Source organism: Vibrio cincinnatiensis (assembly GCF_022113815.1).
Classification (GTDB): domain Bacteria; phylum Pseudomonadota; class Gammaproteobacteria; order Enterobacterales; family Vibrionaceae; genus Vibrio; species Vibrio cincinnatiensis_A.
The window spans coordinates 85133-98552 of the sequence record NZ_SGOM01000001.1; the positions used below are offsets into that span (position 1 = coordinate 85133).

General features: G+C 42.6%; 9 protein-coding genes and 2 pseudogenes. 7 read left to right on the forward strand and 4 right to left on the reverse strand.

What is annotated here, in order from left to right:
• Positions 1-70: 70 nt before the first annotated feature.
• The 4 genes and pseudogenes from EXA13_RS00370 to EXA13_RS00385 all read right to left on the reverse strand — a co-directional run bounded on the left by EXA13_RS00370 (position 71) and on the right by EXA13_RS00385 (position 4750).
• Positions 71-1624, reverse strand: a complete 1554-nt coding sequence (locus EXA13_RS00370) for a methyl-accepting chemotaxis protein (protein ID WP_238131356.1) — start codon at positions 1622-1624, stop codon at positions 71-73.
• A gap of 300 nt (positions 1625-1924) precedes the next feature.
• The gene (locus tag EXA13_RS00375; protein WP_238131357.1) at positions 1925-2545 is read right to left on the reverse strand and encodes a LysE family translocator; all 621 of its coding nucleotides are present in this window, start codon (positions 2543-2545) and stop codon (positions 1925-1927) included.
• Between the two features lie 88 nt (positions 2546-2633).
• On the reverse strand, positions 2634-3077 hold the full coding sequence (locus EXA13_RS00380) for an acyl-CoA thioesterase (protein ID WP_238131358.1): 444 nt from the start codon (positions 3075-3077) through the stop codon (positions 2634-2636).
• A 140-nt stretch (positions 3078-3217) separates the two neighbouring features.
• Positions 3218-4750, reverse strand: a pseudogene (locus EXA13_RS00385) (GNAT family N-acetyltransferase).
• Between the two features lie 293 nt (positions 4751-5043).
• Here EXA13_RS00385 and EXA13_RS00390 point away from each other — a divergent pair.
• The 7 genes and pseudogenes from EXA13_RS00390 (at position 5044) to clpX (ending at position 13318) form a co-directional block, all read left to right on the forward strand.
• Positions 5044-5805 carry a hypothetical protein gene (locus EXA13_RS00390; protein ID WP_238131359.1) on the forward strand — a complete coding sequence of 254 codons (762 nt, stop codon included), beginning with the start codon at positions 5044-5046 and terminating at the stop codon, positions 5803-5805.
• 361 nt (positions 5806-6166) lie between these two features.
• Positions 6167-7825, forward strand: coding sequence for a putative transporter (locus EXA13_RS00395; RefSeq protein ID WP_238131360.1), 1659 nt, complete (start codon positions 6167-6169; stop codon positions 7823-7825).
• Positions 7826-7982: 157 nt separating this feature from the next.
• A complete protein-coding gene (locus tag EXA13_RS00400; RefSeq protein WP_238131361.1) occupies positions 7983-9452 on the forward strand; it encodes a protein adenylyltransferase SelO in 1470 nt (489 codons plus the stop codon).
• 44 nt (positions 9453-9496) lie between these two features.
• Positions 9497-9598 (forward strand): annotated as a pseudogene (locus EXA13_RS16940) (TolB protein); the annotation flags it as partial.
• Between the two features lie 317 nt (positions 9599-9915).
• On the forward strand, positions 9916-11217 hold the full coding sequence (gene tig, locus EXA13_RS00405; protein ID WP_238131362.1) for a trigger factor: 1302 nt from the start codon (positions 9916-9918) through the stop codon (positions 11215-11217).
• Positions 11218-11327: 110 nt separating this feature from the next.
• Positions 11328-11954 (forward strand): ATP-dependent Clp endopeptidase proteolytic subunit ClpP, encoded by a 627-nt coding sequence (gene clpP / locus EXA13_RS00410; RefSeq protein WP_238131363.1) that lies wholly within the window; start codon positions 11328-11330, stop codon positions 11952-11954.
• Between the two features lie 83 nt (positions 11955-12037).
• The gene (gene clpX / locus EXA13_RS00415) at positions 12038-13318 is read left to right on the forward strand and encodes an ATP-dependent protease ATP-binding subunit ClpX (protein WP_238131364.1); all 1281 of its coding nucleotides are present in this window, start codon (positions 12038-12040) and stop codon (positions 13316-13318) included.
• The last annotated feature ends 102 nt before the right edge of the window (positions 13319-13420 follow it).

Here is a 13420-nt window from a genome sequence, read left to right on the forward strand (position 1 = left end):
TCCAATTTGCCAGGAAGCCTTATGTAATACATTGAATAGCATGGTGAATGGTTGATTTTATATGAATATGTTAACGTTTAAATCGGACCACAAGTTCATGTAAATCATCCGATACTTTATGGACATCATCAATACAGTCACTGAGTTCATTTGATCCTTTCAGCGTGGAGGTAGCAAGCGTAGAAATATTGACAATTTGTTGATTCACATCTTCCGCGACATGTGCTTGCTGCTCTACAGCAGTAGCAATTTGTGAAGACATAGCGGCAATATGTTCAACGGCTTGAGAAATTCCTTTTAAGACTTCACCACTTTCTAACACATAGGTAAGTCCTTCTTCTGCATCGGAAACGCCTGTCTGTGATACTTTGACGGCTTGTTGGGCTCGTTGCGTAAGCTCTGAAATGATGGTATGGATATCTTGTGTGGATTGTTGAGTTCGTGTCGCTAATACTCGAACTTCATCGGCTACTACGGCAAAGCCTCGACCTTGTTCCCCTGCTCTTGCCGCTTCGATTGCGGCATTTAACGCGAGTAGGTTTGTTTGTTCAGCAATGTTTTCAATAATTTGTGCTACGTGAGCAATTTTATTGGTTTGATCGGAAACACTTTGTACGGATTGCCCGATCTGCTGAACCGTTTGTTTCAGTTTTTCGATCGCATCACGTGTTGTGTTTGAGGTGGTGACACCGTTTTGAGTCAGTTTATTGGCCACTTCCGCTTGATCGGCGGCATTATTGACGTGTTCTGATACATCATGGATCGAGGTACTCATTTCATGCATGGCGGTTGCAACCGTTTCGGTCTCTTTTTGCTGCCGAGCCATTTCTTTTTTAGCCGTTTGCGTTAATGATTGCCCTCGTTTTGCTTCCGTCGACACATTGACAGCGGCATTTTCTATTCTGGCAATGATGGTGCTTAAATGCGCAGCTTGGCTATAGAGAGACACTTTAATTTTTCCCAGTTCACCTCTATCGTCGGCATAAGTGTACATGGCGAGTGGGTGGTAGAAGGCGGATTTGAGCATATCGCTGAGTGAACGGAGTGTTTGCTTCCTAACATAAGAAACCCAAACCCCAAAGATAATTACCCCAGCAAGTAATAAGCTTTCAGACAATTCAGAGTATCCCATGGCATACCCAATACCAGAGAGTACCAAAACAAAAATTAAAAAGAGATTTTCTAACCCAATCGGTAAAGGTTTTCTTGGTAATTTCCCAGAACGGATTCTTTGATAAAACTTTTCTGCTCGGGCAACGGCTTTTTTATCTGGGCAAGAGCGAACAGATTCATAGCCAATCACTTTATTGTCTTGGGTAATCGGTGTGACATAAGCATCCACCCAGTAGAAGTCGCCATTTTTGCAGCGATTTTTCACTAACCCCATCCAAGGTTGCCCCGTTTTAAGGTGTTCCCACATAACTTTAAATGCTTGGGAAGGCATATCAGGATGACGAACAATATTGTGAGGTTGACCAATGAGTTCCTCTTTTTGAAAACCACTGATTTTGACGAAAGCGTCATTACATTCCAAGATGGTTCCGTGAGTATCCGTGACGGAAATCAGTTTTGTGTCTTTACCAAAGGTTTTTTCTTTGTCTGTAACCGGTAGATTTTTTCGCATAGAAGTATCCTGAAGGAAATAGCGTTGCCGACTGCGATGTTATAAAAGTGTGATCTTATGAAACATATTGGTGTATCTATATAAGAGTAATCTAATTTTATAAATGTGCCATTGTTGATAGCATTCTTATGTTGTGTTCGTTAATAAATGTGTGAGTTGTCACTAAGTGTATGAGTATAAACGTAATATTAGGGATAATGGATGCGAAAATCGGTTGAGAACGAGAACAGTAGCAGAACTTAGCCGCACCGCGCTATTGTTAAAAATGGTGTGGTTAAGAGGGGGTAGTGAAGATATCGGTTAGCTGAATAGTAGCCAGATAGAAACACCTATCATCATTGTGCCAGCGATACGATTCAGTAACCGCAAATTATCTGCTTGCCCTAGTGCCTGTTTTAGGCCTTTTCCTCCCATTGCATAGAGAGACATAGAGACAAACTCAGAAACCATGATGATAGAGACAAGAAGGGTGAGTTGTGGGGCTAAGCGGTGAGATTGATCGATAAAAGGGGGTAATAGAGCAATCATAAATGCCCAGCCTTTCGGGTTAGCGATCGCCGTGATGAAACCTTGCATCAATAGGGTACGACGATGGTTTGTTATGGAAGAGTGGTCAACTGAACTCAGGGCGAGTTTGCCTTTTGAACGCCACATTTGGATGCCCAGATAGAGTAAATAACCTGCACCAACTAGTTTAAACAGGGTAAAAATCCATGGATAGTTCAACATGATGGCTGCAATTCCGACCACGGCTGAGATAGCCACAACCGCGACGCCAATCAATTCACCAATCATCATCCATAGGGTTCGTCGGTAGCCAATACTCATTCCAAGCGTTAACGCTAACGTCATACACATCCCTGGTGTAATCGACACAAAGAAAAAAGTAGGGATAAATAAGCCAAGTAATGCGCTATTCATGCAATTGATCCATCAACGATAATTTCTTTGCACAATAAGCGTTGAGCGAGGCTTAGGCAAGAGGCTCTTATGCCTCTTGTTTTCATTCTTACCATCCCCGTGTTTCACTTTTCTCCATTTGTTGGATGGTTTGAATGAGGGGGGCGGGTAAAGCCGCTTTTTGCCCGCTGACAAAGTTGAACATGACGATGGTTGCTGAACCTGTAGTGGAGACTTTCCCTATTTTTTTACTTACGATCTGATACTCCATGGTGAATCGGTCAGCCTGAATATCCACGACTTTAGAACCAATCAATAAAGTATCAGGAAAGGTAATGGGAATTTTATAGCGACATTGGGTTTCACTCAGTACTGGGCCTATCCCACTGGTTTGTGTTTCTTCCATTAAGGCGATGTGTTTGAAGTAATCAATTCTAGCGGTTTCAAAGTAGCGAAAATAGATCACATTGTTAACATGCTGAAGGGCATCCATTTCTCCCCAAGCGACGGAAATTTCAGTAATGACGGGGAAATCGTTGAGTAATGGTTCCATAAAAAGATCTTCCTGACGTTTTTAGAACAATTATTCTATCGATATTGATGAGTAAATAGGGTGATTTTGTTATCATTTTTTTAACAAATGAATAAATGTTCCAGCATAACTTATGGGTTACACTGGAACGAAGCCGTATGCTACTTCTTCGGATGGGTGAACCCACCATAGAGATCCATCCGACGATGGCGCAAATTAGTGACTGACCCTTCAGTGTTCAACTGTTTTAGCTTATCAAGATCCACATCAGCAAAGATAATCATCTCTGTATTTGGGCTGGCTTCAGTAATCGTCGCATCGTGTGGGAAGAAAACATCCGATGGAGAGAAAACCGCTGACTGAGCGTATTGGATATCCACATTATCAACTCGCGGTAAATTACCGACACTGCCTCCAATGGCAACATAGCACTCGTTTTCAATCGCTCTAGCCTGCGCGCAAAGGCGAACACGCTGATAACCGTTTTTCGTATCGGTCCAGAAAGGAACAAAGATAATTTGTACGCCTTGTTCTGCTAGCATGCGCCCGAGTTCTGGAAATTCGCTGTCATAACAAATTAAAATGCCTACTCGACCAGCATCCGTCTCAAATACTTGGACGTGATTACCACCATCAATAACCCAATCTCGTTTTTCATGTGGGGTGATATGAATTTTGTATTGTTCGTCAATTGAGCCATCACGGTGGAGTAAATAGGCGACATTATATAATTGGCCATCTTCTAACACTGGCATGCTACCCGCAATAATATTGATGTTGTAAGTGACGGCCAGTTTCGAGAAATGCGTTTTTATTTGCTCGCTGAAGGAAGCCAGAAAGCGAATGGCTTCCACACTATTTTGTTCCCGTTTTAATCCCATCAATGGTGCATTAAAGAATTCAGGGAAGAGAGCAAAATCTGCTTGATATTTTGAAAGTGAATCGACAAAAAATTCAGCTTGATCCAATAAATCTTCTACGCTGAGCACCGCCCGCATTTGCCACTGAACGATACCAATGCGGACTAAGGTTTTTTCGACATCATGAATAGATTGAATATCTTCTTCATAAAAGAAGTTATCCCACTCTAGTAAAGTGGCATAACCTCGAGAGTTATCGTCTTCAGGCAGGTAGTGGCGCATGATACGTTTGACATCAAAATCATTAGCCAGTTGAAAAGAGAGAATAGGGTCGTGTAGCTCGCGTCGTTTAACCTTTTCGATATAGTCCATTACAGGCATTTCGTCCGCATATTGAGCGTAACCGGGTATCCGACCACCCGCTAAAATGGCTTTTAGGTTATCACTACGGCATAACTCTTTTCTAGCGGCATAGAGCCGACGACCTAATCGTAAGCCTCGGTAATCCGGGTGAACAAATACATCCAAACCATATAAGGCATCGCCATTGGTTTTATGCTGAATAACATTTTGTTCATTGATAATGTCAGTATAAACATGGGGAAGGGAAAAGCGGTTGTAATCGACCTAGATGGTCAGTGCAGCTCCAATGACTTTTCCATCATCCTCAATACAGATTTGCCCATCTGGAAACTGATGAATTAAATCCATAATGGTCATTCTTGGCCAAGCGCCGCCGACATCGTGAAACACTAAGTCCATTAACGCTGCCAATTCAGGATAATCACTCTTTTCAATGACACGCAGAGTTAGGCGTGGTGCTGGATTACTCATAAACTATGCTTCCTTGTTTTTATCCATACTGGACAATATTTCCTTTTGAATCAAGTTCAAAGAAGACGTTAGCTTGAGTATTACGATAAGTAAGTGGGAAGTGATGCAAGGTAAGAGGGTAAAGGATATATTTGGCTCTTTATTATAAAAAAGTTATTAAATTGAATAATAATTTCGAGCTTAGTCACGAGAATGGCACTGAAAAAATAAGCAATTTAGGTCATATTGTTTGCTAATACGATCATCGTGGCGATGTATCACTGCGATGATTCTTTCCAGTAGGCTTAGAGTGAATGATCATGCCGTTATGTCAGTTGCCCGTGTTGTATGTGTTATCCCGAAGTCTTCAACTCTTTAAACAACAGTGGCGACAGTTTCTCCGATTATCGTGGCCTTATTGGTTGGTGACGTTGAGTGCTCACTATTTTATGCCGAAAGAAGAATATAGTGTTCCACAAACCATTCTATGGAGTACGCTTCTCATGGCTATTACGGCTTGGGTTACGGTTCGCTTGCATAGACAGATTCTCTTAGATTTACCGGAGAATTCATCCTTTTCAGGAATACGAGAGCTAAGAATGATTGGCTACTGGGTACTGATGGGTTCCGGGGTGCTTTCCCTGCTTATGATCACTGTGTTTGTGTTTGTTTATTTTTTTGAGACGTGGCTTGCCTCATTCCCCATTGTTATTCTCTATCTATTTTTTTCGTTACCCTGTTGCTGGTTATTCGCTCGTTGGAGTTTAGTCATTCCAGCTGTCGCGATTGACCATGAACCCCGTGGTCTGAAAGTGGCGTGGCATTTGTCGAAACCCTACCAAATTCCGTTGTTTATTTTACTTGGCCTTTTGCCGTATAGCGTTACCGGATTATTCACGTTTCTGGCACAGTGGGATGTAACAGAACAAGGTGATTGGCTTTTTAATGTCGCTATGTATTTTTCTTGGTTATATCAAGTATGTATTTTGTCACTAAGTTATCAGTGGATTACTCAGCGCAATAAAATAGAACGTTTTTTGGACACGCCATCATCAGCTCCTTTGGTCAATAAGTGATAGTTATCCTGTGTCATGGCCGCTCTGGTCTCTTGGGAGTTTGAGGGGGGATTTTAAGTTGATAAAAATATCAATGAAACTCCGCGATGGTGTCAGTGAGATCGTAGATTGAAGAATTGATTTAGCTTGAGACTCGCTTAAACGCACACTTCTGATTATCCAGAGTTAACACTTCCTTACAATTACAGTATTACTGTGTTTAGTTTAGGGCAACGACAAATCGGCTTAGATAGCATTCTCGTTCGATTGGAACCCTTCAGCTGTAGACTAACCACTCTTATCAGTTCTTACGCCTACCCCTGCTTGTTGTTCAGCTCGCTTGTCCTGCAAAGTCTTATTTTTACTATTTAGGAGAGGAATCATGAGTGACATTGCGCTATCTATCAGCATTCTTTCGCTGGTAGCAGTGCTGGGGTTGTGGCTTGGAAATTGGCGAATATATGGTGTTGGGTTAGGTATTGGCGGCGTGTTGTTTGGTGGTATTTTAGTTGGCCACTTTACGACGGCTTGGGGAATCGAGCTCGACTATAATACCCTGCATTTTATTCAAGAATTTGGTCTTATCCTGTTTGTTTATACGATTGGTATACAAGTGGGGCCAGGTTTTTTCTCTTCACTGAGGTCATCCGGTCTTAAACTTAACGGCTTTGCAGCTTTAATTGTTCTATTGGGTTGCTTAGTTACCATTGCACTTTACTACTTATTTGATGTGCCATTACCTGTCATTCTTGGCGTTTTCTCCGGGGCTGTAACCAATACGCCTTCATTAGGTGCAGGGCAGCAAATACTGGGAGAGCTGGGAGGGCAAGAGAACCTGCTCGATTTAACCGGGATGGGGTATGCGATTGCTTATCCATTTGGAATTTGCGGTATTTTACTGACGATGTGGCTATTGCGCATGCTATTTCGAGTTAATATTCAGCAAGAAGCCGAGGAGTTTGAAATCCATAATGGGCATAAAAAAGAGAGCCTCAATACAATAAATGTTGCGGTGAAAAACCCCAATTTAAATGGGTTGCTTTTACAAGATATTCCCGCGTTAAGTGATGGAAATATCATCTGTTCTCGTTTAAAGCGAGGGGAGCAACTTTATGTTCCTAAGCCAGACTCTCGGGTTGAGCTAAATGACTTCCTTCATCTCGTGGGGGATAAGAAAGCATTAGAAAAAGCTCGCTTAGTGATCGGTGAAGAGGTTGATGCTTCACTGTCTACGCGCGGAACCGAGTTACGCGTCCAGCGTTTAGTCGTGACCAATGAAATTGTGCTAGGTAAAAAACTGCGGGATTTGGATCTGAAAGAAAAGTATGACGTAGTGGTCTCTCGGCTCAATAGGGCTGGGGTAGAGCTTATCCCTTCTAGCCAATCAACCTTGCAATTTGGGGATATTTTAAATTTGGTGGGCCGCAAAGAAGCCATTGAAGCTGTGAGTGGTATTGTTGGGAATGCGCACCAAAAATTACAACATGTACAAATGTTGCCCGTCTTTGTTGGTATTGGTCTGGGCGTACTATTGGGGTCGATACCTTTTTACTTGCCTGGTTTTCCCGCTGCGATCAAGCTTGGGCTCGCGGGTGGTCCTCTCATTGTTGCTCTGATTTTAGCCCGTATTGGCAGTATCGGTAAGATGTATTGGTTCATGCCGCCAAGCGCTAACTTAGCATTACGTGAAATTGGTATTGTGCTTTTCCTTTCGGTTGTAGGGCTTAAATCTGGGGGGCACTTTGTGGATACCTTGATTCAAGGTGATGGCGTGAGTTGGATGGGATATGGTGCGTTAATTACCGCGATTCCATTGATTACGGTGGGGGTTCTCGCTCGGTTATTTGGTCACCTGAATTACTTAACCGTATGTGGGATGCTGGCCGGTTCAATGACGGATCCACCGGCTTTGGCGTTTGCTAATGGGTTGCATGAAACCAGTGGTGCCTCTGCATTAGCGTATGCAACGGTTTACCCTTTGGTGATGTGCTTACGAATATTGTCGCCGCAGGTGTTAGCTCTAATTTTATGGGCTTTGTGAGCCAGTATAACGGAAGGGGGTTACCCCTTCCGTTTTTTATTTACGTGGCGGAGCTAAGTGATGGAGTTTCGCCATTAAAAAAGCATAGGTAAAACCTAGTGTTTTGGTCGGGTATTTGATAGTTTGCCATTAATTCCAGATATTAAGAGAAATGATCATGTCTGTTTGGCAAACAACGAATTTAAGTCATCGTTACTGCTCCCTTCCTGAAGTTTTTTATCGTCGTGTCAATCCTCAGCCAGTTGCAAATCCGCATTGGGTCATGTGGAACCGTGAGCTTGCCGAACAATTGTGTCTCCCCAGCATTCCTCATGATGAGTTATTGGCCAACTTTTCTGGACAGTCAATACCGGATCTATTTCAGCCAATTGCTATGAAATATGCCGGTCATCAGTTTGGTATTTATAATCCAGACTTAGGTGATGGCCGCGGCGTGCTTTTGGCTGAAATTGAAAGCCTTTCAGGTGAGGTATTCGATCTTCATCTGAAAGGGGCTGGGCTGACGCCTTTTTCTCGAATGGGGGATGGAAGGGCTGTATTACGCTCCACCATTCGAGAATATTTATGCAGTGAAGCAATGGCTGGCCTTGGTATTGCAACAACTCGAGCACTTGCCATGATCAATAGCGACACTCCTGTTTATCGTGAACAACCTGAACAAGGAGCATTACTTGTCCGAGTAACACAAAGCCATATTCGTTTCGGTCACTTTGAACACTTTTTTTATACCCAACAGATAGATAAACTTCGTTTATTGGCTGATAAGGTGATTGAGTGGCATTTTTCTGATTGCCAACAAGAGGAACAGCCTTATCTGGCATGGTTTAAACTGGTTGTTGAGAGAACCGCTAAAATGATCGCTCAATGGCAAGCGGTGGGCTTTGCACACGGCGTAATGAATACTGACAACATGTCTATTCTTGGACAAACGTTTGACTACGGTCCTTTTGGTTTTCTTGATGACTATGAACCGGGTTTTATCTGCAATCACTCTGACTATCAAGGGCGTTATGCCTTCGATCAACAGCCACGAATAGGATTATGGAACCTCTCTGCGCTGGGCTATGCACTCTCGCCGTTGATTGAACGCCAAGATATTGAAGATACACTTCATCAGTATGAAGTTCGATATCGTGATTATTTTAGTACCTTGATGCGACAGAAATTAGGTTTGCAGACGAAGCTCCCGCAAGACAGTGAATGCTTTGAACAGCTTTTCCAGTTATTAGCCTCGAATCGGGTCGACTACACGCGTTTTTTTCGACAACTGTCTCACTTAGATTGGACCAGTGAACAGGAGGTTTTAGATTTAATTGTGGATAGGCAAGCTGGACGAACTTGGTTAGACCGTTATCTTGCTCGTTGCCAAGAAGAAAAAAATGATCAAGGGCTGGCGATAACTTGTCATGAGCGTTGTTTGGCGATGAGGCAAGTCAACCCCAAATATATTTTGCGTAATTATCTAGCACATCATGCAATTGAGCAGGCCAAGCAGGGAAACTATCGTGAAATTGAAACGCTTACACAGGTATTGAAGCGCCCTTTTGATGAACAACCCGAATATGAACAGTATGCGAGATTACCACCAGAGTGGGGTAAAACACTCACTATTAGCTGTTCTTCGTAGATGGGCGGAGGTTTCAATGGCCGCGCCTCTGTTCCACAAAATAAGAGCAAGATCTCTTTTTAAGAATTTGGATAAAAAAAAGCCTCGATTCTCTTGAAAAAGCCTTTATTGTCCCCATTTCAACTCCCATGGTTTTAAGTGTTTGATGAATTTTTTAGCACTTAGGCAAGTTTTGACAGATTCACTGGCTATGATTTTGGGTTTAACTCGACAGGAAATGCCCAGATCGGTAGAATGTCACGTCTAAATTTTTGCCCTGAGACTAATCAGAGATACCTTTATTCGGCGCAAATCGGCAAAGATATCACTTATTAGTCCGATATTAAGGCTTATTCAGCTGAGATATCGATGCTCAATATTTATCATTTAAGTGTTCAATCGAGCACAACACAAGGATGCAGCCAATCACTGTATTGGCTCATGATGCTCAGGAATACTGAGCCAGTTTTGAGGTTTATAAACAATGCAAGTTACTGTTGAAACGCTAGAAGGCCTAGAGCGCCGTCTCAATATTACTGTTCCAGCTGCAAACATCGAAGATGCGGTGACAGCGGAACTACGCAACATCGCAAAGAACCGTCGTTTCGATGGTTTCCGTAAAGGCAAAGTGCCAATGAAGATGGTTGCTAAGATGTACGGCAAAGCAGTACGTCAAGATGTATTGGGTGAAGTGATGCAGCGTCACTTTATCGAAGCGATCGTGAAAGAGAAAATCAACCCAGCTGGCGCGCCAACCTTTGCTCCTGTTGAAAATGAAGCGGATAAAGACCTTGTATTTACCGCAACTTTTGAAGTTTACCCAGAAGTTGAGCTAAAAGGTCTAGAAAATATCACAGTAGAAAAACCAGCCGCAGAAGTGACGGATGCAGATGTGGCTGAAATGCTAGAGACGCTTCGCAAGCAACAAGCAACATGGGTTGAAGTTGACGAAGCTGCGGCAGAAGGTACGCGTGTTTCTATCGATTTCGTTGGTTCTATCGACGGTGAAGAATTTGAAGGCGGTAAAGCTGATAATTTCCCACTAGAAATGGGTGCTGGTCGTATGATTCCTGGTTTTGAAGACGGTATCGTTGGCAAAACGAAAGGAATGGAATTTGAAATCGACGTTAACTTCCCTGAAGATTACCACGCAGAAAACCTAAAAGGTAAAGCAGCGAAGTTTGCAATCAAAATTAACAAAGTTGAAGCACGTGAACTACCAGAAATGAACGATGAGTTTGTGGCTAAGTTTGGTGTGGCTGAAGGCGGGCTTGAAGGTTTGAAAGCAGAAGTTCGTAAAAACATGGAGCGTGAACTTAAACAAGCAATCAAAACTCGAGTAAAAGAGCAAGCGATTGAAGGTTTAGTGAAAGAGAATGAAATTCTTGTCCCTTCTGCACTGGTTGATCAAGAAATCAATGTATTGCGTCAACAAGCAGCTCAACGTTTTGGCGGAAACATGGATGCTGCAAATCAGCTACCTCGTGAGCTATTTGAAGAGCAAGCCAAACGTCGTGTCGTTGTGGGCCTTCTATTGGGTGAAGTGATACGTACGCAAGAACTGAAAGCGGATGAAGATAAAGTAAAAGCACTCATTGATGAAATGGCGACTGCTTATGAAGATCCATCAGAAGTAATTGCTTACTATCAACAAAATGAGCAAATGATGAATAATATGCGTAACGTGGCTCTTGAAGAGCAAGCGATTGACGCGATCATTGCTAAAGCAAAAGTGACGGAAAAAACGGTTAGCTTCAATGAGCTAATGAATCCAGAAGCGGCTTGATTTAAGCAAGTTGTCACGTAGAAAGGTTGACGAAACATCAACACTTCTGCTAACAATGGTCCGTGTGATGCCCATCATTCGGGCCATTTATTTTAGGGACACAAGACTATATGAGCTACCAAGAAAAAAATGCAATGTCGCCAATAATTGATGCGCTCGTACCCATGGTGGTAGAACAAACATCTCGTGGTGAGCGTTCATATGACATCTATTCTCGTCTATTAAAAGACAGAGTGATTTTTTTGACCGGTCAAGTAGAAGATCACATGGCAAACCTTGTCGTGGCTCAACTGCTTTTCTTAGAATCTGAAAATCCTGATAAAGATATTTTCCTATATATAAACTCTCCGGGTGGCAGTGTCACTGCAGGTATGTCTATTTATGACACCATGCAGTTTATCAAGCCGAATGTGAGTACTTTATGTATTGGGCAAGCTTGTTCGATGGGGGCTTTTTTGCTCGCTGGTGGCGCGCCAGGTAAACGTTATGTTTTACCAAATTCTCGCGTAATGATTCACCAACCATTAGGTGGCTTCCAAGGGCAAGCATCTGATATTCAAATTCATGCTCAAGAAATTCTTAGCATTAAGAATAAACTCAATACCTTATTGGCTGAACATACAGGCCAACCACTTGAAGTGATTGAGCGCGATACGGATCGTGATAACTTCATGTCAGCAGATCAAGCAGTAGAATACGGCTTGGTGGATGCAGTGTTAACTCATCGTGGTGAATAACCATTGTGATAATTGGTTAACGCAATTTAGTGTAAATTGTTATACACTGAAACCATAAAGAGTAAAGGCTAAGAGGTTAGCGAATGACAGATAAAAGCAAAGAGGGTGGTAGTAGTAAACTACTGTACTGCTCTTTCTGTGGCAAAAGCCAGCACGAAGTTCGCAAGCTAATCGCCGGTCCTTCAGTATACATTTGTGATGAATGTGTCGATCTTTGTAACGATATTATTCGTGAAGAGATCAAAGATGTTTTACCGAAGAAAGAGTCGTCGGCGTTACCTACGCCACGTGATATTCGAGAACATCTTGATGACTATGTGATTGGCCAAGAACACGCGAAAAAAGTGCTTGCGGTTGCGGTATATAACCACTACAAGCGTTTACGTAACGGTGACACAACGAGTGATGGTGTGGAGCTAGGCAAGAGTAATATTTTGCTTATTGGCCCAACAGGAAGTGGTAAAACACTACTTGCTGAAACTTTGGCTCGCTTTTTAGACGTTCCGTTTACGATGGCAGATGCCACTACACTAACTGAAGCCGGTTATGTGGGCGAGGATGTTGAAAATATCATCCAGAAACTGCTGCAAAAATGTGACTATGATGTCGCTAAAGCAGAACGCGGTATTGTTTATATCGATGAGATTGACAAAATTTCACGTAAAGCTGAAAACCCATCGATCACTCGGGATGTCTCTGGGGAAGGGGTTCAGCAGGCGTTACTAAAATTAGTGGAAGGGACGGTGGCTTCCGTTCCTCCGCAAGGTGGGCGTAAGCATCCTCAGCAAGAGTTTTTGCAAGTGGATACGTCGAAAATCCTCTTTATCTGTGGCGGTGCATTTGCTGGCCTAGATAAAGTGATTGAGCAGCGTGTAGCGAAAGGCACCGGAATTGGCTTTGGCGCAGAAGTTCGTTCAAAAGATAGCAGTAAATCTTTAAGTGAACTCTTTACCCAAGTTGAGCCAGAAGATTTGGTGAAATATGGATTGATTCCAGAATTTATTGGTCGTTTGCCTGTAACTGCAACGTTGACTGAACTGGATGAAGAAGCCTTAATTCAAATTTTATGTGAGCCGAAAAACGCACTGACCAAACAGTATGCTGCTCTTTTTGAGCTAGAAGAAACTGAACTAGAATTTCGTGAAGATGCTCTACGTGCAATCGCGGCTAAAGCGATGAAACGTAAAACTGGTGCACGTGGTCTACGTTCTATTCTTGAAAACGTATTGTTAGAAACCATGTATGAATTGCCGTCGATGACAGACGTTGAGAAAGTTGTCATTGATGAGTCAGTGATAAATGGTGAGTCAGAACCTTTGCTCATTTACGCAGGAAATGAGAATCAAGCCGCAGGCGCTGAATAAAAATTGTTCAACTATTTTAAAAGGAGGCTGTCAAGCCTCCTTTTTTTAATTCTGTCATTGAATCCAGTCTGTTAGCCCCCATATACTGCGATATACATAAAA